Here is a 25,623-nt window from a genome sequence, read left to right on the forward strand (position 1 = left end):
GTCTTCAGTTTCTTCGCTTTGGTTGCGGAACCGGGTCATAACCACCCTCGGATAAGGGATGGCATTTTAATAGACGTTTGCTGGCTAACCAAACGCCTTTTATGAAACCGTGAAGTCGGATTGCTTCTATCGCAAATTGGGAACAAGTCGGAGTGAAACGGCAGCGCGGCCCGAGCAGCGGGCTAATGATTAGCTGATACAGGCGTATCAGTTTGACAGCTACCCATTGCAACGGCGTGACAGAGTGCGCCATAGCTTTTCCAGTAACTTGAACAGTTCCTCGTTATCCATCTCTTTCACACCGGCCTTGGCGATCACGACGATGTCGATAGCGGGCAGATTGGCCTGATTGAGGCGGAAACTTTCCCGAACCACCCGTTTTACACGGTTGCGCCAGACGGCACGCTTGAGTGCTTTTTTGGGCACAGCGAGACCAAGGCGAGGATGTTCGAGGGTATTGGGACAGGCGAGAAGCGTAATTTGCGGAGAAGCGGCCCGGACAGGCTCGGCGAAAACGCGTTTGAAGTGTTCGGGAGTTAACAGACGTAACTCCCGAGAAAAGGCGTGCTGGGTAGGCATTAGACTACCAGGCGGGCACGACCCTTGGCACGACGAGCGGCCAGAACTTTACGACCGTTGGCAGTTGCCATGCGGGCGCGGAAACCGTGAGAGCGCTTGCGCTTCAGGTTGGACGGTTGAAAAGTACGTTTCATGATTCGATTCCGTATTTCTGTACAGTTTTGATTGTCACACTTAGCCGACGCGCCAGCTATAGCGTGTGACGACTAGCAAAAGAGGCCGAATTCTAAACAGAGTTCGGCTTTTAGTCAATCCGCCGTTCCCTCTCTTCCTGTCCTGACCTTGCAAAGGCCCGAACCGGCAGTGAGGATCCAGAGGATCGAGGGCTCCGGATTATACTGGCAACCCGGGGTTTAACAAGGATCCTCCAATAAAAAAGGCGGCAATGCCGCCAAAGAGAGAGCTATTTAAGCACTTTGCGCAGGAACTCCCGGGTACGGGGATCCTGCGGATCGACCAATATCTGATCCGGCGGGCCCTGTTCCACGATCCGGCCCCCTTCCATGAAGATCACCCGATCGGCAACATCTCGAGCAAATTCAATCTCATGGGTTACCACCACCATGGTCTGGTGCTGGCGGGCCAGCTCCTTCATCAGACCCAGTACCTCGTCGACCCACTCGGGGTCGAGAGCCGACGTGGGCTCGTCAAACAGGATCACCTTGGAGTGTGCGGCCATGGCCCGGCCGATGCCGACCCGCTGCTGCTGACCACCCGACAGGGAAGCCGGATAGGCGTCCTGCTTGTCGGCGAGGCCGATGTCCTTGAGGATGCCGAGGGCGGTGGCACGGGCCTCTGCCTTCGGCTGTTTCCAGACGGTGATCAGCCCTTCGGCGATGTTGTCCAGCGCCGTCTTGTTGGCAAACAGGGCGTAGTTCTGGAACACGAAGGAGGCCCGCTTGCGCAGCTCAATGGCCTGCTGCTCGCTGGCCCTGGCCAGGTTGAGCTGCAGATCGTCGATGGCGAGGTTGCCGGCATCCGGGGTTTCCAGCAGGTTGAGACAGCGCAGCAGGGTCGACTTGCCGGTGCCGGAGGGGCCGATGATGACCACTATCTCCCCCTTTTTCACCTCCAGATCGATGCTGTTCAGCACCTGATTGCCGTCATATGCCTTGGACAGGCCGGTTAACTTGATCATGATGGCCCTCCTTTAAACAGGCGCAGTGTTAAAGCGTACTGCCTGCGTGCATGGCAGGCGGGTCGGTTGCGTTGTCATGGCAACCCCCTAATAAGCGCGGTTGAGCCGCACTTCCAGCAGATGCTGCAAGCGGGTAAAGAAGATCACCACCACCCAGTAGACCAGCGCCACCGCCATGAAGCTCTCGAAGAACTTGAAGGAGGAGGAGGCTTCCATCTGCGCCTTGCCCATGATCTCGGCCACCCCCAGAGTAAAGGCCAGCGAGGTGCTCTTGATCATGTCGATGAAGTAGTTCATCAGCGACGGCGTCGCAATGCGGGCCGCCTGCGGCAATATGATCCGCTGCATCGCCTGGTAGCGGCTCATGCCGATACTGAGGGCGGCTTCCATCTGGCTCTTGTGGATGCCGATGATGGAGGCGCGGATCGATTCGGCCATGTAGGCGGCGAAGTGCAGGGTCAGGCCGACGATGGCGGCGGTAAAGGCATCCATCCCCACGAAGATGGGGAACAGCTGTGGCAGCCCGTAATAGAGCAGGAACAGCTGGACGAGTAGCGGTGTACCCCGGAAAAACGAGATATAGAGCATCGCCAGCCAGTGGATCACGGGAACGCGAAACACCCGTACTATCGCTAGGGCCAGCGACAGTACGAGTGCCAGGACGAATCCCCACAGGGCCATCTCCATCGTGGTGCCCAGATATTTGAGCAGGATGGGAAACAGCCCCAGCGTGTATTCGAGGTCAAATTCCATCATTTATTTGTCGGTGATGTCGGAAGCGAACCATTTTTCAGAGATCTGACGCAGGGAACCATCCTTGCGCATGGCGGTGAGGGCATCGTCGACCTTCTTCAGCAGCGCCTGCTTTTCAGGGGTCTTCAGGAAGGGCAGGGCGTTCTCGATGGTTTCAAACGGTGCGCCGGCCTGCTGCAGCGGCAGCTTGGACTCTTTGATCAGTTGGGCGGTGGAGACGCGGTCCATCACGAAGGCGTCGATCCGGCCCAGGGCAACGTCCTGCTCGAAGGCGGAGTCATAGGTGCGGATGTCGATCTTCTTGTTCGGGTCGTTCTTGCGCAGCAGTTCTTCGAAGTTGGAGCCTAGGTTCACCGCCACCTTCTTGCCTTCCAGATCCTTGATGCCGTGAATGGTGCTGTTGCCCTTGCGGACCACGATCTGGGCACCGTCATAGACGTAGGGCTGGGAGAAGGCGTACTTGGCCTTGCGCTCGTCGGTGATGGTGATCTGGTTGGAGATGGTATCGACGCGGCCGGTTTCCAGCATGCCGAACAGGCCGGAGAAGCTGGCGGTCACGAATTCTACCTTGTAGCCGGTGCGCTCACCGATCTGGTTCCACATATCCACCTCGAAGCCCTGCAGCTTGTCCTGCTTGACGAAGGTGAACGGGAAGTACTTGCCGGACATGCCGACCTTGATGGTTTCCTGGGCGATGGCTTGACCGGACAGGGCGGCCAGCAAAATGGCTGCGCCGGAGACCAGCTTGATGGATGACGTCATGGGGATTCCTCTCTCTCTCTGTTGTTCTGTATTTTTAGTTGTAAACACTGGATTTGCGCTGATGTTATTGGAATAAAAGCTAAAGAATAAATGATATTTGGTTATATAAAATAACCGCTTCAGGTCTGGATCTTTGGTGCCCCTGTCGATGGATCTGGCTGTGGGTAACTTTGGGGATGAAATCGGATTCGGCGCTGCTGGATCCTTGAAAGTCAAGGATCTTATTTGCTGGATCCGCGAGGTCGCGGCTAGAGATCCAGCCGCTAAAAACGTAGAATAGCCGGTCTTTAGTTAATCAATCGACGGGAGTTTAGAGTGACTGCTTCGCTATGGCAGCAGTGCCTTAACCGGCTGCAAGATGAGTTGCCCTCGGCAGAATTCAGCATGTGGATCCGGCCGCTTCAAGCGGAGTTGAGTGACAATACTCTGACCCTGTATGCACCGAATCGCTTTGTTCTGGACTGGGTTCGAGACAAGTATCTCATCCGGGTGAACGGCATCATCAATGAACTCTGCGGGGTCGACGGCCCCACTCTGCGTTTTGACATTGGTAATCGTCCCCATCCCGTCGCGGTCGCCAGAGCGCCGGCGCGGGGTGCGGATCCTGTGAATAACTCGCAGAAGAGCTGGGAAAGCAAGGCCGAGGCCAAACCCGAGCCGAACCACAAGAGCAACACCAACGTGAACTATACCTTCGAGAATTTCGTCGAAGGTAAGTCCAACCAGTTGGCTCGTGCGGCTGCCCGTCAGGTTGCCGACAATCCGGGCGGGGCCTACAACCCGCTGTTCCTCTATGGCGGCACCGGTCTGGGCAAAACCCACCTGCTGCATGCGGTCGGCAATGCCATCAAGGAGCGCAAGCAGGACGCCAAGGTCATCTACATGCACTCCGAACGGTTTGTGCAGGACATGGTGAAGGCGCTGCAGAATAACGCCATTGAAGAGTTCAAGCGTTATTACCGTAGCGTCGATGCCCTGCTCATCGATGACATCCAGTTCTTTGCCAACAAGGAGCGCTCCCAGGAGGAGTTCTTCCACACCTTCAACGCCCTACTCGAAGGCAACCAGCAGATCATCCTGACCTCGGATCGTTATCCGAAGGAGATCAACGGGGTGGAAGATCGTCTCAAGTCCCGCTTCGGCTGGGGCCTGACGGTGGCGATCGAACCGCCGGAGCTGGAAACCCGGGTGGCGATCCTGATGCGCAAGGCGGACGAGAACCAGATCCACCTGCCGGACGAAGTGGCCTTCTTCATCGCCAAGCGGCTGCGCTCCAACGTGCGTGAGCTGGAAGGTGCCCTCAACCGGGTGATTGCCAACGCCAACTTTACCGGTCGGGCGATCAATATCGACTTCGTGCGCGAAGCGCTGCGCGACCTGCTGGCGCTGCAGGAGAAGCTGGTCACCATCGACAACATCCAGAAGACGGTGGCGGAGTACTACAAGATCAAGCTGGCGGATCTGCTCTCCAAGCGGCGTTCCCGCTCCGTTGCCCGCCCACGCCAGCTGGCGATGGCGCTGGCCAAGGAGCTGACCAACCATAGCTTGCCGGAGATAGGTGATGCCTTTGGTGGTCGTGACCACACTACCGTGCTTCATGCCTGCCGCAAGATCGAGCAGCTGAAGGAAGAGAGTCACGACATCAAGGAAGACTATTCCAACCTGATCCGTACCCTTTCTTCCTGACAACGGAACGGAGTGGACAGATGCAGTTCGAATATTCCAACCTGATCCGAACCTTTTCCTCCTAATAACAACGGAGAGCACAGATGCAGCTCGAAATTAGCCGTGAGGCCCTGTTACGTCCTCTGCAACTGGTGTCCGGTGCCCTCGGTGGCCGGCCGACCCTGCCAATCCTCGGGAACGTGCTGCTGGATGTGAGCAACGGTCTGCTGTCACTGACCGGGACCGACCTCGAAGTGGAGATGATCGGTCAGGTCTATCTCAACAGCGACAGTCAGGATGGCCGCACCACAGTGCCGGCGCGCAAGCTGCTGGATATCTGCCGTGGTCTGCCGGAGGGGGCGGACATTCGCCTCAATACCGAAGGCGAGCGTCTGATCATCCGTTCCGGCCGCTCCCGCTTCAACCTATCGACCCTGCCGGCCACCGAATACCCGAACATCGAGGATTGGGAATCCGTGCTCGAGTTCGACATCGGCCAGCTGGAGCTGAAAAAGCTCATCGATGCTACCCAGTTCTCCATGGCCAGCCAGGATGTGCGTTACTACCTGAACGGCATGCTGTTCGAGAGCGAGGGCCACGGTCTGCGCACCGTGGCGACCGACGGTCACCGGCTGGCGACCTGCCGCCGCGAGGTGGTAACGGAATCGCTGCCCGATCATCAGGTCATCCTGCCGCGCAAGGGCGTGCTGGAACTGGTGCGCCTGTTGGAAGCGGAAGACAAGCCGGTACGGCTGCAGATCGGCCGCAGCAACCTGCGTGCAGCCCTAGATGGCTTCATCTTTACCTCCAAGCTGGTGGATGGCCGCTTCCCGGACTGGCGCCGCGTCATTCCGCGCAACAGCGACAAGGCCCTGATCGCCGGTCGTGAGGATCTGCGCCAGGCCTTTGCCCGTGCCGCCATCCTCTCCAACGAGAAATTCCGTGGGGTGCGTCTCAATCTGCAGGAAAACCTGCTGCGCATCACCGCCAACAACCCGGAACAGGAAGAAGCCGAAGAGCTGCTTGACGTACAATACGAAGCCGGCGAGATGGAGATTGGTTTCAACGTCTCTTATGTGCTGGACGTGCTGAATACGTTAAAATGTGACCAAATCCGGATCAGCCTGAGCGATTCCATCAGCAGCGCCATTATTGAGGATTTTGACAGTCAGGATGCTCAGTACGTGGTAATGCCGATGCGGATCTAGTCGTGTCCCTGGTCAAACTCCAGCTCAGCGACTTTCGCAATATCCAGCAGGCCAGTCTCGCGCTGTCGCCCGGCCTCAATATCCTGGTCGGGTGCAATGGCAGCGGCAAGACCAGCGTGCTGGAAGCCATTCACTACCTCGGTCTCGGTCGCTCCTTTCGTACTCACCTGACCGGGCGGGTCATCCGCCAGGGGGAGAGGGCGTTTACCCTGTTTGCCCAGTGTGAACTGGAAGGGCGCCAGGTGCCCATCGGCCTTGCCAAGGACAAGAGTGGCGAGACCCAGCTCAAGATTGCCGGGGCGCAGGCCCAGCGGCTGGCAGATTTGGCGGAGCTGTTGCCGGTGCAGTTGATCCATCCCGATGGCTTCAACCTGCTGACGGGCGGGCCTCAGGCTCGCCGTGCCTGGCTCGATTGGGGTGTCTTCCATCAGGAGCCGACCTTCTTTGCCCTGTGGGGGCGAGTGCGGCGGCTGCTGAAACAGCGCAATGCGCTGCTGCGTCAGAGCAGCCAGTATCGCCAGCTGGCGTACTGGGATCAGGAATTGGTACGGTTGGGCGGTGAATTGGCCGAGTTTCGCGCCAGTTATTGTCAGGCCATTACGCCCCTGATCAAGGAGATGACGGCGGATTTTTTGCCGGAATTCGATATCAGCCTTGGATTCTATCGAGGCTGGGAAAAAGATACCCCGCTCAATGAATTGCTGGAGGCGGGGTTTGAGCGGGATCGGGCGCTGGGTTACACAGGAGTAGGCCCACAGAAGGCCGATGTGCGACTCAAGGCGAACGGCGTCCCCGCGCAGGATATTTTGTCCAGGGGTCAGTTGAAGTTGCTGGTCTGTGCCATGCGACTGGCCCAAGGGCTCTATTTGAATCAACATAGCAGCCGTGGCTGTATTTTTTTAATTGATGATTTTGCCTCTGAACTGGATGTCGACAAGCGCCGGTTGCTGGCCGCAAGGCTGAAGCAGTGTGCGTCCCAGGTATTCATTACCGCCATCGACACCGGTCAGCTCGCAGACATGATGGATGCGAATGACTGCAAGTTGTTCCACGTGGAACAAGGCAAGATCTCCGAAACGTTAGAGAAGGCAGAGAGTAAGCTATGAGTGAAAATACTTACGACTCCTCGAATATCAAGGTACTGAAGGGCCTGGATGCGGTCCGCAAGCGCCCGGGGATGTATATCGGCGATACGGATGATGGCTCGGGTCTGCACCACATGGTGTTCGAGGTCGTCGACAACTCCATTGACGAGGCTCTGGCCGGCTACTGCTCCGATATTCAGGTCAAGATCCATTCCGACGGTTCCGTCTCCGTCCGTGACAACGGTCGTGGTATTCCAGTCGACATCCACCCGGAAGAGGGTCGCTCCGCTGCCGAGGTCATCATGACCGTGCTGCACGCGGGCGGCAAGTTCGACGACAACTCCTACAAGGTCTCCGGTGGTCTGCACGGTGTCGGCGTCTCCGTGGTAAACGCCCTCTCTGACAAGCTGCTGCTGACCATCCGTCGCAATGGCCATGTCTACGAGCAGACCTATCACCTGGGTGAGCCGCAGGCACCGCTCAAGCAGATTGGCGATAGCACCGGCACCGGAACCGAAGTCCGCTTCTGGCCGAGCCCGACCATCTTCAGCGATACCCTGTTCCACTACGAGATCCTGGCCAAGCGTCTGCGCGAGCTCTCCTTCCTCAACTCCGGCGTCTCCATCCGCCTGTTGGATGAGCGTGACGGCCGTGAGGCGCACTTCTGCTACGAAGGCGGCATCAAGGCGTTCGTCGAATACCTGAACCAGAACAAAACCCCGATCCACCCGAAGGTGTTCCACTTCACCACCGAGCAGGACGGCATCGGCGTCGAAGTGGCGATGCAGTGGAACGACGCCTATCAGGAAGGGGTCTACTGCTTTACCAACAACATTCCGCAGCGTGATGGTGGTACTCACCTGGTGGGCTTCCGTACTGCGCTGACCCGTACTCTGAACTCCTACATGGACAAAGAGGACTACAGCAAGAAGGCCAAGTCTGCCGCCAGTGGCGACGACGTGCGTGAAGGTCTGATTGCCGTTATCTCCGTCAAGGTGCCGGATCCCAAGTTCTCCTCCCAGACCAAGGACAAGCTGGTCTCTTCCGAAGTGAAGACCGCCGTCGAACAGGCGATGGGTGAGAAGCTGGCCGACTTCCTGCTGGAAAACCCGGGCGATGCCAAGATCGTGGTCAACAAGATCATCGATGCGGCCCGTGCCCGTGAGGCGGCCCGCAAGGCGCGAGAACTGACTCGCCGCAAAGGCGCGCTGGATATCGCCGGTCTACCCGGCAAGCTGGCTGACTGTCAGGAAAAAGACCCGGCGCTCTCCGAACTCTACATAGTGGAAGGGGACTCTGCTGGCGGTTCCGCCAAGCAGGGTCGCAACCGGAAGAACCAGGCCATCCTGCCGCTCAAGGGCAAGATCCTGAACGTGGAGAAGGCCCGTTTCGACAAGATGATCTCCTCCCAGGAGGTGGGCACCCTGATCACCGCACTGGGCTGCGGCATCGGTCGCGACGAGTACAACCCGGACAAGCTGCGTTATCACAACATCATCATCATGACCGATGCGGACGTCGATGGTGCACACATCCGTACCCTGCTGCTGACCTTCTTCTATCGTCAGATGCCGGAAATCATCGAACGTGGCTACGTCTACATCGCTCAGCCGCCGCTCTACAAGGTGAAGAAGGGCAAGCAGGAGCAGTATCTGAAAGACGAAGACGCGCTGCTGCAATACCAGACTGCCATGGCGCTGGATGGTGCGACTCTGCATGTCAACGAGTCCGCTCCGGCCATCGGTGGCGAGGCGCTGGAGCGCCTGGTCAACCAGCATCGCTCGGTGACTCACCTGATCACCCGCATGTCTCGCCGCGCGCCGGAAGCCGTGCTGACCCAGCTGATCTATCAGCCGGAGCTGAACGAAGCGCTGCTGAGCAGCGAGAGCGATCTGCTGGCCTGGTGTCAGAGCATGGAAGCCGTGCTCAACGAGAGCAACCACGGCATCCAGTACCAGATGCAGGTACGCCACGACGAAGAGCGCCGTCTGTTCGTGCCGCACGCCGTGGTACGCCAGCACGGGGTCGACCGCGAATACCCGCTCAGCTACGACTTCCTGCAATCCTCCGAGTACCGTCAACTGGTCTCGTTGGGCAAGGAGATCGCCAACCTGATCGAGGAAGGTGGTTACATCAAGCGTGGCGAGAAGGTGAAGCCGGTCGCCAGCTTCGTCGAAGCGGTCGAGTGGCTGATGGGCGAAGGCAAGCGTGGCATCTACATCCAGCGCTATAAAGGGCTGGGCGAGATGAACCCGGACCAGCTGTGGGAAACCACCATGGATCCGGAAGCCCGTCGCATGCTGCGCGTCACCATCGACGACGCCGTCGGTGCGGACCAACTCTTCTCCACCCTGATGGGTGATGCCGTTGAGCCGCGTCGTGATTTCATCGAGACCAACGCCCTGCGCGTGGCCAACCTCGACGTCTAATTCGGCGCTGTCAGCTCGATATAAAAAAGCCGCTCCCTGTGAGCGGCTTTTTGTTTTCCTGGTGAAGAAGGTTGCACGTTCCACGTGAAACATGGCTCCGTCTTGATGGTGCCGGCTCAGCCCAGTTCGGGGGCCGGGCAGTAGAGGCGCAGACGATGGCCATCCGGATCGAGCGCCATGCAGGTGTAGCCAAACTCCATCCGGGTCGGTGCCTGGATCAGGGTGAGCCCGCGCGCCAGCCACTCGTCAGACTGTCTATCGACCGCGGCATCATCGGGGAGGGCTAAGGCCAGCTCCATGGCCCCGGCCGTTTGGGTCACGGCGGGCTCGACCGTGGCGCTGGACCAGAGTGCCAGTCTGGCGCCCGATTCGAACACGAACATGGCAAAGGTGGGGGACTCCTCCACCGGTGGGCGTCCGAACAGCTCGCGATAGAAGAGCGCGCTGCGAGCCGGGTTGGCAACGTAGAGGATGGTGAACTGGGGGATTAACATGGTGATGCTCCTTGCTGATGAGATGACGCATCGGCGCCTACCCCGTCAGCATGGCGCTGCCTGCTGTCAGTTTCTGTCAGCAATGAATCTGGGCTGCGGGATCTGCTGGTTGTCCCGCCACTCCTTGAGCAGCCGCTCTCGATTGCCCGGATAAGATTCCGCCTCCAGCCGCATCGCGCTGATCCTGTCCACCCGAAAGTGGCGAAAGTCCTGGCGCAGCTCGCACCAGGCCACCAGTACCCGCACCTGGTCGAAGTAGCCGAGGGCACAGGGCCAGACAGTGCGCTCCGAACTCTCCTCCTTGAGATCCCGATAGCTCAGGGTCACCTTGCGCTGCTGGCGGATGGCGTTGCGCAGTGGAGCCTCGTCGACGGGGCTGTCACCGCGAGAGGTACCGATCAGCAGGGCATTGGCATGCAGCTGTTGACGGTAGTCGGCGGGCAGCACGGCCTCTATCTTGGCCAGCGCGCTGCTGGCGGCGGTGCTGAGGGCATGGTCGGCATGGGCCGCCACCCAGCGTGAGCCCAGCACCAGTGCATCCAGCTCCTCTTCGCTGAACATCAGCGGCGGCAGCATGAAGCCGGGGCGCAGCACATAGCCGATGCCCGCTTCCCCCTCGATGTGGGCGCCCTGTGCCTGCAGGGTAGCGATATCCCGATAGAGGGTGCGCAGACTGATGCCAAGCTGGCTGGCCAGCTCGCTGCCGGTGATGGCGTAGCGGTGGCCGCGCAGCAGCTGCAGCAGGGCCAGCAGGCGTTCGGAACGGGACATGATGTGGCTCCTCAAGATCTCCGCTCAGGGTGCCATGTTGTGACTGGGGGAGAAAGTTGAATGTGGAAAAAGCCTGCAACGGGCGGCGAGAAGATTTTTCGATCAGGGCCCTTGAAAGCCGAAAGCGGGCCCCTATATAGATAACAAGGCCGGAACGCTCGACAGAGGTTTCGACCAGGCGCCCGTCCATCAGGAGGGCAAACAATCAGTTATCGCTCAAAAGAGGATAATACTATGCGCTCTATCGACTTTTCTCCGCTCTATCGTTCTGCCATCGGTTTCGATCGTCTGGCCAATCTCATCGAATCTGCGGCCAGCAATGGCAATGCCGGTTATCCCCCCTACAACATCGAGCAGCTGGGTGATAGCGACTACCGCATCAGCATGGCGGTGGCGGGCTTTACTCAGGAAGAGCTGGAGCTGAGCTTCCAGGAAAATCTGCTGACGGTGAAGGGCAACAAGCAGGCCGATAGCGAGCGCAACTACCTCTACCAAGGCATAGCCGAACGCGGTTTCGAGCGTCGCTTCCAGCTGGCCGACTATGTGCGGGTGAAGGGCGCCGATCTGAAAAACGGTCTGCTGCACATCGACCTGGTGCGCGAAGTGCCCGAGGCGATGAAGCCCCGCAAGATCGAGATCAACGGCTGATAGCCTGACCTCATTGAATTGATGACGTTTTCCGGGTGCCGATGACGGGCCCGTGGAGAAGTGAAACCTGTTGCTTATAGAAGGATAGGATTATGCGTAACCTCGATTTTTCTCATCTCTATTCCAACGCCGTCGGCTTCGAGCGGATGGCCCGTGAGCTGGAAGGTCTGTTCGAGCAGAAGACCGCCGCTTACCCCCCGTACAACATCGAAAAGCGCGATCACGACGGCTATCGCATCACGGTTGCCGTGGCCGGCTTCGAGCGCGAAGAGCTGGAGCTGGAGACCGAAAACGGCACCCTCAAGGTGATGGGGCGCAAGGCCGCCGCCGATGAACGCCAGTTCCTCCATCAGGGGATCGCCGAGCGAGACTTCGAGCTCGCCTTCAAGCTGAGCCAGCACGTGGAAGTGCAGGGCGCCAAGCTGGAGCATGGGTTGCTGACCATCGATCTGGCGCGTGAGCTGCCGGAGGCGCTCAAGCCCCGTGCCATCCCCATCGGCAAGCCCGAGCAGCTGGCACTGCCCGGTTAAGCCAATCGGCGCGCGATAAACAAGAGAGGCCTGCATGTGCAGGCCTCTCTGTTTTTGTATCGCCGAACTGGGCTTAGCCGGCGTAGAGGGCGTTGATTTCGTCGGCCAGGATGGCGATGCCGCGCCGTACCAGCTCCTCGCTCTGGGAGTAGTTGAGGCGGATGCACTCCTGGCTGTGGCGCCACTCGGGGTCGTCGATGCCGGGGAAGAAGTAGTGGCCCGGCACGATCAGCAGGTTCTTCGCCTTCAATCGCTCGTACAGCTCCTGGCAGTGGATCGGCAAGCCTTCGAACCAGAGCCAGAGGAAGAGGGCGCCTTCCGGCTTGTGGATGTGGAAGCGCGGGTCGGGGATCGCTTCGCGCAGCAGTTGCACCGCCAGCTCCGCCTTCTGCTGATAGAAGGGTTTCACCACCTGTTTGCTGAGGGCGATGATCTCGCCGCTCTCGATCATCGGGATGGTGATAGCGGGCCCCAGACTGCCCGGTGCCAGATTGATGATGCCGCTCAGGTTGGTGATGGCCTGAATGATCTTCTCGTCGGCGATGACGATGCCGCAGCGAGTGCCCGGCAGGCCGAGCTTGGAGAGGCTCATGCAGAGGATGGTATTGGCGTTCCAGAACGGCTTGGCTTCGCTGAAGATGATGCCCGGGAAGGGGACGCCGTAGGCGTTGTCGATCAGCAGCGGAATGCCCTTGTCGCGGGCAATCTGATCGAGGTGTTCGATCTCTTCATCGGTCAGCACGTTGCCGGTGGGGTTGGTGGGGCGGGAGACGCAGATCACCCCGATGTCGTCGCCCACCTGCAGGCTCTCGAAGTCCACGTGGTACTTGAACTGGCCGTCGGCCAGCTTCTCGATGGTGGGTTTGTAGGCCACGAAGTAGTCGTCCGCCAGTGCCGAGTCGGCATAGCCGATGTACTCGGGGGCGAGCGGGAACAGCACCTTTTTCTTGCGGCCATCGGCAAATTCGCCCGCCAACAGGTTGAACAGATAGAAGAAGGCGTTCTGGCTGCCGTTGGTCAGGGCGATGTTGCGGGCGGAGATGTCCCAGCCCAGCTCTTTGCTGAGCAGGGCCGCCAGCGCCTTGGTGAACCTGTCCTTGCCTTGGGGGCCATCGTAGTTGGCCATCGCCTTCACCAGCTCGCCGTTGTCGAGCAGGCTCTTGGCCTCGGCCTGAAAGCGTTCCAGCATGGCGGGGATGGGGGCCGGGTTGCCGCCACCCAGCATGATGGCGTCCGGATTGGTCAGCCCCTGATTAAGGTCATCCATGAGTTGGGTAATACCGGCATGGCGAGTGAACTTCTCGCCGAACAAGGAAAATTCCATTCGGTGACAGATCCAGAGTCAGTTACGGGGGAGCTAGCACCATAGCTCAGTTTAAAAGCGGGTGTCGATCAAAAAAATGGGACGTTCCACGTGGAACAGCAGACAAAATTAAGCGTGGTGAAAATGACCACTTGTTGGTTCAATCCTGACTACAGGATGTTGTCCAACTGGGGCCATTTATCATCTGAAAACAATTAATTTAAACAAAATCATGTCGTTATAGATGTGGCACAACAATTGGAATAGCTATCTGGTCATCTCAACCACACCGGAGCACACCAGATGAAAATCCTGATCGCAACCTTGATTGCCAGCAGCCTGAGCCTGAACGTCATGGCCGACGAGTACCCCAGACCCGAACTGGACAGCGCCAAGCTGGCGCAGGAGATAGCGGCCCAGCAGCAGCAGGCCTCCCATGCGGTGGTGGAGGAGGCGATCCACAACCTCAAACCGCTGGCGCTGGAGACCCTGGTGGTGGAGGCGAGCTCGGCCGATGCGACTCACCCCGAGAGTTGAGATAGCGCAGCGGGGTCTGCCCCGTGTCTTGTCTGAAGAAGCTGATGAAGGCGCTGTCGCTGGCGAACTCCAGCGTTGCCGCTACCCGGCTGATGGGTTCGGCCTCGGCCAGCAGTTCCAGCGCCCGCAACAGTCGCCACTGCTGGCGCCAGGCCTGGTAGCTCATGCCGGTCTCTCGCATGAAGATGCGACCTATGGTCTTGTCACTGGCACCCACCCGTTCGGCCAGCCGGTTGAGCCGATCGGGCAGGGTGTCGCCCCGCTTCACTTCCTGCAGCCAGCCGGCCAGACGCGAGTCTGACGGCAGCGGTAACTGCCAGGATTCCCGCGGCGCTTGCGCCAGCTCCTCCTGCAACAGCGCCAGCGTGCAATGCTGCTCCGCTGCCGGCTTGTCCCACGGCCAGATCGCCATCCGCTCGATGATCTCCCGCAACAGCGGGTTGACCGCCAGCACCGCCATCTCGGTCGGCAAGCCGGGCTCCGGCTGGAAGTAGAGGGAGCGATACGCCACCACCCCGCGCATCAGCACCCGATGGGGCAGGCCTGCCGGCAGCCAGGCCGCTCGTGTCGGCGGCAGCAGGCAGACCTGATCGTCCAGCTCTATGGTCATGCAACCGGCCTGGGCGAACAGCAGCTGATGGCGCCTGTGCTGATGACGGCCAGAGTCGTGCCAGCCGAGGGCGGAGGCAATCCCGATGGCGCTGCCATCGTGCTGATCCGGGTCAAAAGGGTGATCGGGAAGAATAAAGGCCATGTGTCCTATTATTGATGTTTATAGTCCTGCTTATTGTAATCGGACAATCGGCATCACTCTAGAATGACGGCCTCTTGTGAAGGAGGTTTGTCATGAACAACAAGTTGCCACCGCTCTGGCTGGTGGTCGGATTGATGATGTTTCCGCAGATAGTGGAGACCATCTACAGCCCGGTGCTGACCCATATCGCCAGTCAGTTTCGGGTGAGCGAAGGGCAGGCATCCCAGACCCTGTCGGTCTATTTTCTGGCGTTTGCGGCGGGCGTGGTCTGCTGGGGCCGACTGTGCGATCTGGTCGGGCGGCGTCCCGCCATGCTGGCGGGGCTGATGACCTATGGTGCTGGCACTCTGCTGGCTTTGCTGGCCACTGAGTTTGAAACCCTGTTGCTGGCCCGGGTCATCGCGGCCTTCGGCGCCGCCGTGGGCTCCGTGGTGACCCAGACCATGCTGCGCGACAGCTATCAGGGCAGTGATCTGGCGCGGGTCTTTTCGGTGATGGGCATCGCGCTCTCCCTCAGTCCGGTGCTGGGGCTGGTGAGCGGCGGCCAGCTGGCGAGCGGGTTCGGCTATCTCGGGGTATTCAGCGCCCTGCTGGTGTTGGCAGTCGGATTGCTGCTGGTCACTTGCTGGCAACTGCCGGAAACCCGGCCGGCCATCACCCAGCGGGTGGCGCTCTGGCCGCTGGCACAACGGATGATGCGTGATGCAGCCTTGTGGCGCAGCGCGGCTCTGGTGGCGCTGTTCAACACCATGCTGTTTGGCTACTACAGCCTGGCGCCCTTCCTGTTTGCCGGGCTGGGGTTGAGCGCGGGTGAGTTTGGTTACTCCGGCATCTTGCTGGCGCTGGCGACCCTGGGGGGCAGCCTGCTCAACAAGCGCCTGCTAGGGCGTGGCTGGTCGCCTGCCTCGCTGGTCCGGCTCGCCGCCGCGTTGGCGCTGGGGTCCGGCTGGCTGGTGTGGGTCAGTCAGACTTCGCTCTGGTTCCTGCTGCCGATGATGGGGGTGGTGGTGGCGTTCGGGTTGGCGATCCCCAATGTGCTGAGCCAGGCGCTGCTGGCCTATCGGGAGGTGGCAGGCAGTGCCGGTGCCCTGTTCGGGCTGGCCTACTACCTGTTGCTCAGCCTGGGGCTGGCGGTTGCAGCCTGCTTGCAGGATCTCGGTCTGCTGCTCGGCGGCTGTGGTCTGTTGGCTCTTTGCTGCGGTTGGCGTCGTTCCACGTGAAACATCAGCTGCCGATAAAACGGTAGCCGATACCGGATTCGGTTTCGATCAGCGTAGATTGCTGGGAATGTTGCCGCCCAGCTTCTTGCTACAACATCAGCTGCCGATAAAGCGGTAGCCGATGCCGGATTCGGTCTCGATCAGCGTGGGTTGCTGGGGGTTATCTCCCAGCTTCTTGCGCAGGCTGGCGATGACGATGCGCAGGTAGTGGGTGTCTTCCTTGTGGCTCGGTCCCCAGATGTCGTTGAGCAGCTGGGTCTGCAGCACCAGCTTGCCGGGGTGGCACACCAGGGCCTGCAGCAGGGCGAACTCCTTGCGGGAGAGAGGCACCTCTTCCTCTCCCAGGGTGACCCTGTGGCTGCTGCTGTCCAGGGTCAGCCCGCACTGGGGGAAGTGGCGCTGCTCACCGCTGCTGACCCCGGCCCGCTGGCGCAGCAGCACCCGAATGCGAGCCATCATCTCGCCGATGCCGAACGGCTTGCTCATGTAGTCGTTGGCGCCGGCATCCAGCAAGCGCACCTTCTCCTGTTCAGAATCCCGCGCCGACAGCACCAGTACCGGGTGCTGATGGTGCTCGCGAATGGCCTGCAACACCTGGATGCCGTCCCCGTCCGGCAGGCCCAGATCCAGGATCACCAGATCGGGATTGAGGTGGCGATACTGCGCCAGCCCCTCGTTGACGCCGACCGCCTCGCTCACCTGATGCCCCTCGGCGATCAGGCTGATCCGCAAAAAACGGCGGATGGCCGCCTCGTCATCGATGACCAGTATGTGAGCCATTCAGCCTCCAGCTGGATAGAGTAAAAGGGTTCAGGCCGCCGCTGCATTGAGCGCCAGCGGCAGGGAGATGCGCATGCAGGTGCCGTTGCCGTTGGGGCCGGAAAATGCCCAGATGCGGCCGCCGTGGGCCTCTATCATAGCGCGGGAAATGGCGAGGCCAAGCCCGGTGCCGCGGCTGCCGCAGTCGCCGACCGGCTGGGTATAGAACAGATTGAAGATCTTGTCCCGGTCCGACTCGGCGATGCCGACCCCGATATCGATGATGTCGAGGATGAGATCGGGGTCCGCCAGCATTACCTTGAACTCGATGGGGGTGCCGGCCGGCGAGTAGCGGGAGGCGTTGTCGAGGATGTTGACCAGCACCTGCTCGATCAGGGCGCCGTGCACATAGAGGCGGGGGATCTGCTGATCGAAGTGCACCAGCAGCTTGTGCTGGCGCCAGGAGGAGTCGAGCCGGCGGCGGGCGTTTTCCACCAGATCCGCCAGGTCGACCCAGTCCCGTTTCAGCTGGAAATCCGGCGAGCCGATGCGGGTCATGTCCAGCAGGTTCTGCACATAGCTGTGCAGGCGGCGCGCCTCGTCCTGCACCGAGTGCAGCAGCTCGCTGCGATCTTCGCTGCTGATCCGGTCACCATATTCCAGCAGAGTGCTGCCGGCCCCCATGATGGTGGCCAGTGGCGTCTTCAGATCGTGCGAAACCGAGGAGAGCAGGGCGGCGCGCATCCGGTCGGTCTCCGCCTGCAGCTGGCTGTCGGCCAGCCGTTCGTTGAGATCGATCCGGGCCAGCGCGGCGCGGATATCGGTGAGCAGGGCCTGCAGCTGATGCTCGGCCGAGGAGGCGAGCGGATTGGCCAGCACTATCCCCAGCACCAGTTCGTCGCTGAGGTGGTGGTACTGGGCCTCGGCCGCGTTGAGGGTAGCGGTGTGGGCGCCGGCGCTCTGCTTCTGGGCCAGACACCAGTCGATGGCCGCCTTGTCGGTCTGCCCCGGCTTGTGCTGGGTCGAGCCGGCCCTGTGCTGGTAGTGCTGATCGAGGGCGAACACCGGCTGGCCCAGCGCCAGCGAGATGGCCTGGGATCCCTGCCTGAGCACCTCTTCCGGACTGCTGGCGGTGGCCAGCCCCTGGCTCAGCGACAGCAGGGCATTGCCCAGTTGCTGGGTCTCGCGCAGGCCAATCAGCTGTTGGCGCTGACGGGAGGCGAGCCGCCCGGCCGTGATGCCGACGATCAGCAGCACGAACAGGGTGAGCAGATCGCTGTGGCTGGCCACGCTCAAAGAGAAGTAGGGGGCGGTGAACAGCAGATTGTGGCCGACGAAGCCCAGCACGGCGGCCAGGATGGCGGGCATCAGGCTGGTGGTGAGCGCGGTGGCCAGCACCCCCAGCACGAACAGCATGGGCAGGGAGGCGGGCGGCAGCCAGTGGGAGAGGCCCCAGACGGCGGCCGAGGTGGTCCCCATGATGGCCACCGCCAGCAGGCTCTGGCGAATGTCCTTGGGGTGGAGCGGCTGCAAGCCCAGGCTGGGCTTGCGCTTCTCGGTATCCACTAGCGTGATCTCGAGCCCCTGCGCCTGCTTGAGCAGGTGTTGCACCAGCGAGCGACGCCAGGGGGCCTTGTGAGGTTTGCCCAGCAACAGTTGCGACACCTGCTGCTGCTCGGCGGTCTCCAGCAGGGTGTCAGCCACCGCCGGACTGGAGAGGGTCAACACCTTGGCCCCCAGCTGGGAAGCGAGCGCCAGTGCCTGCTCCAGCTCGACCGAGCGCTGCCCCTTGCTGTCGATGTGCACCACCAGCCAGGGCAGCTGGCGGCGCTGGGCGAAGCGGTGACCGTAGCGCACCAGGGCGGCGCCGTGCTGATCGCCGAGGCAGACCATCAGCTTGCCCCGCAGCGGCAGTGTGGTCTTGCCGGCGGCCTGCCACTGCAACTGCAGATCCCCCTCCACGTGGCTGGCGGCGGTCTGCATCGCCAGCTCGCGCAGGGCGGTCAGGTTGTTGAGGGAGAAGAAGGACTGCAGGGCGGCCTTGGCCTGATGAGGCACATAGACCTTGCCCTCCTTGAGGCGGCCGAGCAGCTCCTTGGGGGGGAGGTCTATCAGCACCAGGCTGTCGGCCTCCAGCAGCACCTGATCCGGCAGGGTCTCCTTGACCCTGACCCCGGTCAGCTGCCACACCAGATCGTTGAGGCTCTCCAGGTGCTGCACGTTGAGGGTGGTGTAGACGTCGATGCCGGCGCCGAGCAGCTCCTCCACATCCTGCCAGCGCTTCTCGTGGCGACTGCCGGGGGCGTTGCTGTGGGCCAGTTCGTCCACCACGGCGATGGCGGGCTTGCGGGCCAGCAGGCCGTCCAGATCCATCTCCTCCAGCCGCTGCTGGCGGTGCAGGTGCAGCTTGCGCGGCTGGATGGCGAGCTTGTCGAGCAGGGCCAGGGTCTCCTGGCGGCCGTGGGTCTCCACCACCCCGATCAGGATGTCGACTCCCTCCTTGGCCTGCTCCCGCACCGCCTGCAGCATGGCGTAGGTCTTGCCGACGCCGGGTGCGGCACCGAGAAATACCTTCAGCTTGCCCCTGTGCTCCTGTTCCAGGCTCGCCAGCAGGGCGTCCGCCCTCACCTCATCACGCATCCCCGCGCTCCCGTTGCATCGGCCGAACCGCGGCCGTGACCTCATTGCTCATGCTTGTCCCCGTTGTCGAAAGGGAGCCTGTCCCGAACGGCAAGGAGCGCCCTCAGGCGCCCTTTTGATGATCGAGTTGCAGGTTCAACTGGAGAATGTTGACCACCTGCGGGCCAAGGATACCAGCTTGTGCCGCCGACTTGACCTGCTCCGTCAGCTGAACGGGATCCAGCCCGCGTTGCCCGGCGACCCGCTCTACCTGAGCCAGCGCTGCAGCGAGTGGCAGATGGGGATCGAGGCCGGAAGCGGAGCGGGTCAGCAGGGCGGGGTCCCTGGCTTCCGGCTGCGCCCTGGCCGCCGCGGCGGCAAACTCGGCCCGCAGCGGCGAGCTCATCCCCAGGTTGCTGGCACCTCCGCCTATGGTGGCGAAGTCGCTGGCGGAGGGGCGGGAGTGGAAGTAGTCGGCCCGCTCGAACTTCTGTGCCAGCAGGGCGCTGCCGACCACCTGCTGTTTGGCGTTGGTGAGCAGGCTGCCGTTGGCCTGCCAGGGGAAGAGCAGCTGGGCCAGCCCGGTGACGGCCAGCGGATACGCCACCCCCAGCAGCAGGGTCAGGGTCAGCAGGGTTCTGATTGCTATCATGATTTTCTTGCTCCAAATACGTTGGTTGGATGCGGGTCTGCCCCGCATCCGGTAATGCCGTTACACCAGCCCCAGGCCGGTGACGACCAGGTCGATCAGCTTGATACCTATGAAAGGCACTATCAGGCCGCCGACGCCGTAGATCAGCAGGTTGCGGCGCAGCAGGCTGGCGGCCGAGCCCTGCAGGCTGACCCCGCGCAGGGCCAGCGGCACCAGCGCGACGATGATCAGGGCATTGAAGATGATGGCCGACAGGATGGCGCTTTCCGGGCTGCCCAGTTGCATCAGGTTCAGCACCCCCAGCTGCGGATAGGCGGCGATGAACAGGGCCGGCAGGATGGCGAAGTACTTGGCCACGTCGTTGGCGATGGAGAAGGTGGTCAGGGCGCCACGGGTCACCAGCAGCTGCTTGCCCACCAGCACCACGTCCAGCAGCTTGGTGGGGTTGGAGTCGAGATCCACCAGGTTGCCCGCCTCCTTGGCGGCCTGGGTCCCCTCGTTCATGGCCAGGCCCACGTCGGCCTGGGCCAGCGCCGGGGCGTCGTTGGCACCGTCCCCGCACATGGCGACCAGCCGGCCGTCGGCCTGCTCCTGACGGATGTAGGCCAGCTTCTTCTCCGGCGTCGCCTCGGCGATGAAGTCATCCACCCCGGCCTCGGCGGCGATGGCGGCGGCGGTCAGCGGGTTGTCACCGGTGATCATCACGGTGCGGATCCCCATGTGGCGCAAGATCTGGAAGCGGGCCTTGATGCCCGGCTTGATGATGTCCTTGAGGAACACCACCCCCAGCAGCTTCTCGTGGGTGCAGACCAGCAGCGGGGTGCCGCCCTGGCGGGCGATGTTGTCCACCGATTTGAGGATGAGCTCCGGCACCGCCTTGCGATCGAGCGAGAGGTAGCGCAGCACCGCGTCCACCGCCCCCTTGCGATAGTGATGGCCGTTGCGATCCAGCCCGCTCAGCCGGGTCTCGGCGCTGAAGGGGATGAGGATGTCGCTCTCTAGCTGGCTCGGTCTGGTGTGGCTCTTGCCCGCCAGGGTCAGGATGGATTTGCCCTCGGGAGTGTTGTCACCCAGCGAGGCCAGCATGGCGGCCTGTGCCAGCAGGGAGGGGTCCACGCCGGGGGCAGGGATCAGCTCGTCCGCCATCCGGTTGCCGAAAGTGATGGTGCCGGTCTTGTCCAGCAGCAGGGTGCGCACGTCGCCGGCGGCTTCCACCGCCCGGCCCGACTTGGCGATCACGTTGAGCTTCACCAGCCGGTCCATGCCGGCGATGCCGATGGCGGAGAGCAGACCGCCGATGGTGGTCGGGATCAGGGTGATGAACAGCGCCAGCAGATAGAGCCGGGGCACCTGGGTGCCGTTGTAGTCGAGGAACCAGGGCAGGGTGGCCACCACCAGCAGGAAGATCAGGGTCAGCCCCACCAGCAGGGCATCCAGCGCCATCTCGTTGGGGGTCTTCTGCCGCTTGGCCCCTTCCACCAGCGCAATCATGCGATCCAGCGTGCTTTCGCCCGGGTTGTTGCTGATGTGTACCCAGATCTGGTCGGAGACGACGGTGGTGTTGCCGGTCACGCCGCTGCGGTCGGTGCCCGACTCGCGGATGACGGGGGCGGATTCACCGGTGATGGCCGCCTCGTTGACCGAGGCGATGCCGGCGACCACTTCGCCGTCGGCCGGGATCATCTCGCCGCTGCGCACCAGCACCAGATCGCCCTTGAGCAGGCTGGTGGCCGGTACCCACTCGCCTTTGTCATCCTGCGGGCTGGTGACCCGACGCGCCTTGAGCTGGCTCATGCCGGCCTTCAGGCTGTCGGCCCGCGCCTTGCCGCGCCCCTCGGCCAGGGTCTCGGCGAAGTTGGCAAACCAGAGGGTCAGCCAGAGCCAGGCGGTCAGCTGCCAGGCCAGCGAAGGAGCAACGCCGGAGAGCGGCTGCCCCAGCAGCGACTCCAGGGTCGCCATCACGGCCGCCAGCCAGAGGGTGAACAGGATGGGGCTGCCAAACAGCGCCCTGGGGTTGAAGCGATAGAGGGCTTCCACCATGGCCTGCAGGATCTGTGATTTCTGTTTCTTGCCCTTCACCTGAATGGTGTCGGTGCTCATTGAAGCGGACTTGCTCATTGGAAAGCTCCCTGCATCGAATAGTTGGTCACGCAGATCAGTCGGGTGTGCAGCATCAGAAGGCACCTCCCAGCAGGCTCAGGTGTTCCGCCACCGGGCCCAGCGCCAGTACCGGCAGGAAGGAGAGACCCCCCATCAGCAGCACGGTGACGATCAGCAGGGTGATGAAGAGCGGGCCGCTGACGGGGAAGTCCCCTTCGCTCATCTCCTGGCGCGGGGCGCGGGCCAGCTGGCCGGCGATGGCCAGTACCGGAATGATGTAGCCGAAGCGGCCGAGCAGCATGGCCAGCCCGATGGCGATGCACTGCCAGCTGTCGGCGGCGGCAAAGCCGGCGAAGGCGGAGCCGTTGTTGCCGGCGGCCGAAGCGTAGGCATAGATCAGTCGTGAGAGGCCGTGGGGGCCGTCGTGACCGATGACGGTGGCGGAGTCCGGCATCAGCAGGGTAATGCCGCCGATCACCAATACCCCCACCGGCATCACCAGCATGCTGGCGACGACCCACTTCATCTCGGTGATGCCGAGCCGTTTGCCCAGATAGGTCGGAGTGCGCCCCACCATCAGGCCGCACAGGAACACGGTCAGCAGCACGAACAGCATCATGCCGTAGATACCGGCACCGACGCCGCCGAACACCACTTCACCCAGCAGCATGTTAATCATGGCGACCATGCCGGCGAGCGGGGCGAAGCTGTCGTGCATGGCGTTGACCGAGCCGTTGGAGGCGGCGGTGGTTGCCACTTCCCAGATGCTGGACAGTACGGGGCCGAAGCGGCTCTCCTTGCCTTCCCAGTTGCCGGCTTCGCTGGTGAGGTGGGCGAGGGCGGGATCCGGCTTCAGCTCCTGGCCGATGGCGAGGCAGAGCCCCAGCACCAGCATGATGGTCATGGCGATGAGGATGGCGCGGCTGTGGGCCAGATCCTTCACGTAGCGACCCAGGGTGCAGACCATGGCAGCGGCCAGCGTCAGCAGGGCGACCATCTCCAGCCAGTTGGAGAGGGCGGTGGGGTTCTCGAACGGATGGGCCGAGTTGATGCCGAAGAAGCCGCCGCCGTTGGAGCCGAGCTGCTTGATGGCGATCTGGGAGGCAGCCGGGCCGAGCGGCAGCAGCTGCTCCTGGCCTTCCAGGGCGTGGAACGGCAGGTAGGCAGACAGGCTTTGCGGCACCCCCTGCCAGACCAGCAACAGCGCCAGGATCAGCGCCATCGGCAGCAGCACGTAGAGACAGAAACGCACCAGATCCTGCCAGAAGTTGCCAAGGTGGGTGGTCTGCTGGCGGGCGATGCCGCGAAACAGGGCGATGGCGACGGCAGCGCCGGTGGCGGCGGAGACGAAGTTCTGGGTGGTCAGCCCCACCATCTGGCTGAAGTAGGAGAGGCTGGCTTCGCCGGAGTAGGCCTGCCAGTTGGTGTTGGTCATGAAGCTGACCGCGGTGTTGAAGGCGAGTTGCCAGTTCAGCCCGGGCAGCTGTTGCGGGTTGAGGGGCAGCAGCCCCTGTGCCAGCAGGATCAGGAACAGCAGGCCGAAGCCGGCGCCGTTGAAGGCCAGCAGGCTGAGGGCGTAGGACTTCCAGTCCTGCTCGCGCCCGTCCGTGCCGCAGCAGGCCAGGGTAGCGCGCTCAAGCGGGGCGAGCCAGCGACTCTTGCCTTCAAACACCCGATACAGGTAGTTGCCAAGCAGAGGCGCCGGCAGCAGCACCAGCAGCACGAACGCGACGGGATAGATGATCTCTTGCCACATATCCGGTTCCTCACTCATGGGTGCGCGCGAGGGCGCGCAGCAGATAACCCGCGAGGGCGAGGACCAGCAGCAGATATAGCCAATTCATAACGACTCCGTTGAGGTAATTAGCGTCAGGGATCGATGCATATCCGTGTCGATCCCATAGGTCTCATTGACGCTGAAAGGGTATGTAAAACGGGCGTAAAGGCGCCATAAAGCCCGATTTGGCTGGCGTAAAATCGGCGTAAAAAGGAGGGGATTGGCAGAGTGGGAGGGGTGGGGCGCGATCAAAAAACCCGGCCTGAGCCGGGTTTGGTCGCAATTGACTGAGACTGGTCTGATAGTGACAGGCCAGCTTCAAACATGCTTATCGCATCGTCACAAACTCTTCCGCGCTGGTGGGATGAAGAGGGAGAACGCAGTTGTCGAGACAGTCCTCGAGTTTCTCCCCTCACACGGCCATCAGCGCATAGTCACAAATTCTTCCGCACTGGTCGGATGGATGGCGACACAGTTGTCGAAGTCCGCCTTGGTGGCGCCCATCTTCATGGCGACGCCGAAGCCCTGCAGGATCTCGTCCATCGCAAAGCCGATGCCGTGCAGGCCGACCACCTTCTCTTCCGGCCCGACGCAGACCAGCTTCATCCGGGTAGGCTGGCGATGCTGGGTCAGCGCTGAGTACATGGCGGTGAACTGGCTGCGGTAGACCTTGACCTGATCTTCACCGTATTCGGCAACGGCTTCCGGCTCGGTCAGTCCTATGGTGCCGATGGGCGGGTGGCTGAACACCACGGTCGGCACCAGATCGTAGTTGAGGTGCTCGTTCGGCTTGTTGTTGAACAACCGCTCGGAGAGGCGGCGGCCCGCCGCAACGGCCACCGGGGTGAGCTGGATGCGGCCGGTGTTGTCGCCGACGGCATAGAGGTTGGCGACGGCGGTGTTCTGGAACTTGTCGGTCGGGATAAAGCCCTTCTCGTCCAACTCGATACCGGCGGCGGCCAGATTGAGGTTGTCGGTGGCCGGGACGCGGCCGATGGCCCAGATCAGGCAGTCGACGGTGAGGTGGCGACCATCTTCCAGCTGCAGGGTCAGGCTCTCATCGGCGTTCTTGACCACGGCTTTTGGAATGGCGTGGGTGTGCAGCTTGGGCCCTTCCTGCGCCATGATCTCCACCAGGGTCTCATGGATCATGGGGTCGAAGTTGCGCAGCGGCGCATGTTTGCGCACCACCAGGTGGGTCTCGGAGCCGAGCGCCTGCATCACGCCGGCGATCTCTACCGCGATATAGCCGGCCCCTACCACGGCAACCCGCTTGGGCTGGCTCTGCAGCTCGAAGAAGCCGTCGGAGTCGATGCCCAGCTCGGCACCCGGGATGGCCGGCACTTCAGGGCGGCCGCCGGTGGCGATCAGGATGTGATCGGCGCTGTACTGCTCGCCATTCACTTCGATGGTGTTGCTGCTGACGAAGCGGGCGAAGCCCTTGATGACGGTGATCTGGTTCTTGCCCAGCACGTTCTGGTAGGACTGATGAATGCGGCCGATGTAGGCCTGGCGGGACTCGACCAGCTTGGCCCAGTTGAAGTGGTTGAGGGTGGTGTCGAAGCCGTAGTCGGCGCCATATTTCAGGGCATCGGCGATCTGGCCGGCATACCACATGGCCTTCTTCGGCACGCAGCCGACGTTGACGCAGGTTCCACCCAACTCTTTGGCTTCAATCAGGGCAACTTTCTTACCGTACATGGCAGCCCGGTTGGCCGAGGCGATGCCGCCGCTGCCGCCGCCGATGGCGATATAGTCAAAATGCTGTGCCATTGCGAGGTTCTCCGCTCATTAAGAATGCAATCACAGCATGATGGGGATAAAGCGGCTGGCTCACAAG

The 25,623-nt window shown here is 61.8% G+C and carries 24 protein-coding genes; 8 read left to right on the forward strand and 16 right to left on the reverse strand.

Annotation, left to right across the window (positions count from 1 at the left end; all coding sequences use genetic code 11):
• Nucleotides 1–4: 4 nt before the first annotated feature.
• From yidD to PG881_RS17720, 6 genes are all read right to left on the reverse strand, one after another.
• The gene (gene yidD / locus PG881_RS17695; RefSeq protein WP_010635605.1) at nucleotides 5–253 is read right to left on the reverse strand and encodes a membrane protein insertion efficiency factor YidD; all 249 of its coding nucleotides are present in this window, start codon (nucleotides 251–253) and stop codon (nucleotides 5–7) included.
• Nucleotides 220–579 (reverse strand): ribonuclease P protein component, encoded by a 360-nt coding sequence (gene rnpA, locus PG881_RS17700; protein ID WP_016352406.1) that lies wholly within the window; start codon nucleotides 577–579, stop codon nucleotides 220–222. The genes yidD and rnpA overlap by 34 nt, the downstream gene beginning before the upstream one ends.
• The gene (gene rpmH / locus PG881_RS17705; protein ID WP_005307156.1) at nucleotides 579–713 is read right to left on the reverse strand and encodes a 50S ribosomal protein L34; all 135 of its coding nucleotides are present in this window, start codon (nucleotides 711–713) and stop codon (nucleotides 579–581) included. Before rpmH ends, rnpA begins: the two co-directional genes overlap by 1 nt.
• Before the next feature lie 269 nt (nucleotides 714–982).
• Complete coding sequence (locus PG881_RS17710; RefSeq protein WP_017410488.1) at nucleotides 983–1,717, reverse strand: amino acid ABC transporter ATP-binding protein; 735 nt, start codon at nucleotides 1,715–1,717, stop codon at nucleotides 983–985.
• Nucleotides 1,718–1,804: 87 nt separating this feature from the next.
• Nucleotides 1,805–2,473, reverse strand: coding sequence for an amino acid ABC transporter permease (locus PG881_RS17715; protein WP_011707929.1), 669 nt, complete (start codon nucleotides 2,471–2,473; stop codon nucleotides 1,805–1,807).
• Nucleotides 2,474–3,232 carry an amino acid ABC transporter substrate-binding protein gene (locus PG881_RS17720; protein WP_005307144.1) on the reverse strand — a complete coding sequence of 253 codons (759 nt, stop codon included), beginning with the start codon at nucleotides 3,230–3,232 and terminating at the stop codon, nucleotides 2,474–2,476.
• A 315-nt stretch (nucleotides 3,233–3,547) separates the two neighbouring features.
• Here PG881_RS17720 and dnaA point away from each other — a divergent pair, with 315 nt between their 5' ends.
• From dnaA to gyrB, 4 genes are all read left to right on the forward strand, one after another.
• Nucleotides 3,548–4,918 carry a chromosomal replication initiator protein DnaA gene (gene dnaA / locus PG881_RS17725; protein WP_005307141.1) on the forward strand — a complete coding sequence of 457 codons (1,371 nt, stop codon included), beginning with the start codon at nucleotides 3,548–3,550 and terminating at the stop codon, nucleotides 4,916–4,918.
• An 83-nt stretch (nucleotides 4,919–5,001) separates the two neighbouring features.
• The gene (gene dnaN / locus PG881_RS17730) at nucleotides 5,002–6,105 is read left to right on the forward strand and encodes a DNA polymerase III subunit beta (RefSeq protein WP_011704048.1); all 1,104 of its coding nucleotides are present in this window, start codon (nucleotides 5,002–5,004) and stop codon (nucleotides 6,103–6,105) included.
• 2 nt (nucleotides 6,106–6,107) lie between these two features.
• Nucleotides 6,108–7,211: a DNA replication/repair protein RecF gene (recF, locus tag PG881_RS17735; protein WP_043161801.1), complete on the forward strand. Its 1,104-nt coding sequence runs from the start codon at nucleotides 6,108–6,110 to the stop codon at nucleotides 7,209–7,211.
• Nucleotides 7,208–9,619, forward strand: a complete 2,412-nt coding sequence (gene gyrB, locus PG881_RS17740) for a DNA topoisomerase (ATP-hydrolyzing) subunit B (RefSeq protein WP_016348869.1) — start codon at nucleotides 7,208–7,210, stop codon at nucleotides 9,617–9,619. The genes recF and gyrB overlap by 4 nt, the downstream gene beginning before the upstream one ends.
• A 116-nt stretch (nucleotides 9,620–9,735) precedes the next feature.
• Here gyrB and PG881_RS17745 read toward each other — a convergent pair whose 3' ends face one another.
• Nucleotides 9,736–10,113, reverse strand: a complete 378-nt coding sequence (locus tag PG881_RS17745) for a VOC family protein (RefSeq protein WP_270801758.1) — start codon at nucleotides 10,111–10,113, stop codon at nucleotides 9,736–9,738.
• Nucleotides 10,114–10,179: 66 nt separating this feature from the next.
• Entirely contained in the window at nucleotides 10,180–10,884 is a 705-nt protein-coding gene (locus PG881_RS17750) for a helix-turn-helix transcriptional regulator (RefSeq protein WP_270801761.1), read from the reverse strand.
• 234 nt (nucleotides 10,885–11,118) lie between these two features.
• Here PG881_RS17750 and PG881_RS17755 point away from each other — a divergent pair, with 234 nt between their 5' ends.
• Both PG881_RS17755 and PG881_RS17760 read left to right on the forward strand, forming a co-directional pair.
• The gene (locus PG881_RS17755; RefSeq protein WP_016348872.1) at nucleotides 11,119–11,532 is read left to right on the forward strand and encodes an Hsp20 family protein; all 414 of its coding nucleotides are present in this window, start codon (nucleotides 11,119–11,121) and stop codon (nucleotides 11,530–11,532) included.
• A 92-nt stretch (nucleotides 11,533–11,624) separates the two neighbouring features.
• Nucleotides 11,625–12,062, forward strand: coding sequence for an Hsp20 family protein (locus tag PG881_RS17760; protein WP_270801763.1), 438 nt, complete (start codon nucleotides 11,625–11,627; stop codon nucleotides 12,060–12,062).
• Nucleotides 12,063–12,135: 73 nt separating this feature from the next.
• Here the strand turns inward: PG881_RS17760 and PG881_RS17765 are convergent, their stop codons facing one another.
• On the reverse strand, nucleotides 12,136–13,386 hold the full coding sequence (locus tag PG881_RS17765) for a valine--pyruvate transaminase (protein WP_270801767.1): 1,251 nt from the start codon (nucleotides 13,384–13,386) through the stop codon (nucleotides 12,136–12,138).
• Nucleotides 13,387–13,668: 282 nt separating this feature from the next.
• Between PG881_RS17765 and PG881_RS17770 the strand changes: the two genes are divergently transcribed.
• Nucleotides 13,669–13,902 (forward strand): hypothetical protein, encoded by a 234-nt coding sequence (locus tag PG881_RS17770; RefSeq protein WP_016348875.1) that lies wholly within the window; start codon nucleotides 13,669–13,671, stop codon nucleotides 13,900–13,902.
• Here the strand turns inward: PG881_RS17770 and PG881_RS17775 are convergent.
• Nucleotides 13,832–14,656: an AraC family transcriptional regulator gene (locus PG881_RS17775; protein WP_270801770.1), complete on the reverse strand. Its 825-nt coding sequence runs from the start codon at nucleotides 14,654–14,656 to the stop codon at nucleotides 13,832–13,834. The genes PG881_RS17770 and PG881_RS17775 overlap by 71 nt on opposite strands.
• 92 nt (nucleotides 14,657–14,748) lie before the next feature.
• On the opposite strand from PG881_RS17775, the gene PG881_RS17780 reads away from it, so the two are divergent.
• Complete coding sequence (locus PG881_RS17780; RefSeq protein WP_270801773.1) at nucleotides 14,749–15,876, forward strand: multidrug effflux MFS transporter; 1,128 nt, start codon at nucleotides 14,749–14,751, stop codon at nucleotides 15,874–15,876.
• 96 nt (nucleotides 15,877–15,972) lie between these two features.
• Here PG881_RS17780 and PG881_RS17785 read toward each other — a convergent pair whose 3' ends face one another.
• The 6 genes from PG881_RS17785 to gorA all read right to left on the reverse strand — a co-directional run bounded on the left by PG881_RS17785 (nucleotide 15,973) and on the right by gorA (nucleotide 25,556).
• A complete protein-coding gene (locus tag PG881_RS17785) occupies nucleotides 15,973–16,656 on the reverse strand; it encodes a response regulator (protein WP_011704058.1) in 684 nt (227 codons plus the stop codon).
• A gap of 30 nt (nucleotides 16,657–16,686) precedes the next feature.
• Complete coding sequence (locus PG881_RS17790) at nucleotides 16,687–19,275, reverse strand: sensor histidine kinase (RefSeq protein ID WP_017410498.1); 2,589 nt, start codon at nucleotides 19,273–19,275, stop codon at nucleotides 16,687–16,689.
• 103 nt (nucleotides 19,276–19,378) lie between these two features.
• Complete coding sequence (locus PG881_RS17795) at nucleotides 19,379–19,906, reverse strand: potassium-transporting ATPase subunit C (RefSeq protein WP_039214110.1); 528 nt, start codon at nucleotides 19,904–19,906, stop codon at nucleotides 19,379–19,381.
• 60 nt (nucleotides 19,907–19,966) lie between these two features.
• A complete protein-coding gene (gene kdpB / locus PG881_RS17800) occupies nucleotides 19,967–22,024 on the reverse strand; it encodes a potassium-transporting ATPase subunit KdpB (protein ID WP_270801777.1) in 2,058 nt (685 codons plus the stop codon).
• A gap of 55 nt (nucleotides 22,025–22,079) precedes the next feature.
• Nucleotides 22,080–23,762 (reverse strand): potassium-transporting ATPase subunit KdpA, encoded by a 1,683-nt coding sequence (gene kdpA, locus PG881_RS17805; RefSeq protein ID WP_270801778.1) that lies wholly within the window; start codon nucleotides 23,760–23,762, stop codon nucleotides 22,080–22,082.
• A gap of 444 nt (nucleotides 23,763–24,206) precedes the next feature.
• Nucleotides 24,207–25,556: a glutathione-disulfide reductase gene (gene gorA, locus PG881_RS17810; protein ID WP_270801780.1), complete on the reverse strand. Its 1,350-nt coding sequence runs from the start codon at nucleotides 25,554–25,556 to the stop codon at nucleotides 24,207–24,209.
• Nucleotides 25,557–25,623 lie beyond the last annotated feature (67 nt).

It is taken from the genome of Aeromonas sp. QDB54 (assembly GCF_027707385.1).
GTDB lineage: Bacteria > Pseudomonadota > Gammaproteobacteria > Enterobacterales > Aeromonadaceae > Aeromonas > Aeromonas hydrophila.

Bases quoted from the DNA above. Each gene is read 5' to 3' on its own strand.
- PG881_RS17720 (WP_005307144.1), bottom strand. From the start codon at position 3,232: ATGACGTCATCCATCAAGCTGGTCTCCGGCGCAGCCATTTTGCTGGCC.
- PG881_RS17790 (WP_017410498.1), bottom strand. From the start codon at position 19,275: ATGCGTGATGAGGTGAGGGCGGACGCCCTGCTGGCGAGCCTGGAACAG.
- PG881_RS17760 (WP_270801763.1), top strand. From the start codon at position 11,625: ATGCGTAACCTCGATTTTTCTCATCTCTATTCCAACGCCGTCGGCTTC.
- PG881_RS17765 (WP_270801767.1), bottom strand. From the start codon at position 13,386: ATGGAATTTTCCTTGTTCGGCGAGAAGTTCACTCGCCATGCCGGTATT.
- PG881_RS17710 (WP_017410488.1), bottom strand. From the start codon at position 1,717: ATGATCAAGTTAACCGGCCTGTCCAAGGCATATGACGGCAATCAGGTG.
- rnpA (WP_016352406.1), bottom strand. From the start codon at position 579: ATGCCTACCCAGCACGCCTTTTCTCGGGAGTTACGTCTGTTAACTCCC.
- kdpB (WP_270801777.1), bottom strand. From the start codon at position 22,024: ATGAGCAAGTCCGCTTCAATGAGCACCGACACCATTCAGGTGAAGGGC.
- gyrB (WP_016348869.1), top strand. From the start codon at position 7,208: ATGAGTGAAAATACTTACGACTCCTCGAATATCAAGGTACTGAAGGGC.
- dnaN (WP_011704048.1), top strand. From the start codon at position 5,002: ATGCAGCTCGAAATTAGCCGTGAGGCCCTGTTACGTCCTCTGCAACTG.
- gorA (WP_270801780.1), bottom strand. From the start codon at position 25,556: ATGGCACAGCATTTTGACTATATCGCCATCGGCGGCGGCAGCGGCGGC.
- PG881_RS17795 (WP_039214110.1), bottom strand. From the start codon at position 19,906: ATGATAGCAATCAGAACCCTGCTGACCCTGACCCTGCTGCTGGGGGTG.
- PG881_RS17750 (WP_270801761.1), bottom strand. From the start codon at position 10,884: ATGTCCCGTTCCGAACGCCTGCTGGCCCTGCTGCAGCTGCTGCGCGGC.
- PG881_RS17785 (WP_011704058.1), bottom strand. From the start codon at position 16,656: ATGGCTCACATACTGGTCATCGATGACGAGGCGGCCATCCGCCGTTTT.
- PG881_RS17745 (WP_270801758.1), bottom strand. From the start codon at position 10,113: ATGTTAATCCCCCAGTTCACCATCCTCTACGTTGCCAACCCGGCTCGC.
- yidD (WP_010635605.1), bottom strand. From the start codon at position 253: ATGGCGCACTCTGTCACGCCGTTGCAATGGGTAGCTGTCAAACTGATA.
- PG881_RS17780 (WP_270801773.1), top strand. From the start codon at position 14,749: ATGAACAACAAGTTGCCACCGCTCTGGCTGGTGGTCGGATTGATGATG.
- PG881_RS17715 (WP_011707929.1), bottom strand. From the start codon at position 2,473: ATGATGGAATTTGACCTCGAATACACGCTGGGGCTGTTTCCCATCCTG.
- PG881_RS17755 (WP_016348872.1), top strand. From the start codon at position 11,119: ATGCGCTCTATCGACTTTTCTCCGCTCTATCGTTCTGCCATCGGTTTC.
- PG881_RS17775 (WP_270801770.1), bottom strand. From the start codon at position 14,656: ATGGCCTTTATTCTTCCCGATCACCCTTTTGACCCGGATCAGCACGAT.
- rpmH (WP_005307156.1), bottom strand. From the start codon at position 713: ATGAAACGTACTTTTCAACCGTCCAACCTGAAGCGCAAGCGCTCTCAC.
- PG881_RS17770 (WP_016348875.1), top strand. From the start codon at position 13,669: ATGAAAATCCTGATCGCAACCTTGATTGCCAGCAGCCTGAGCCTGAAC.
- kdpA (WP_270801778.1), bottom strand. From the start codon at position 23,762: ATGTGGCAAGAGATCATCTATCCCGTCGCGTTCGTGCTGCTGGTGCTG.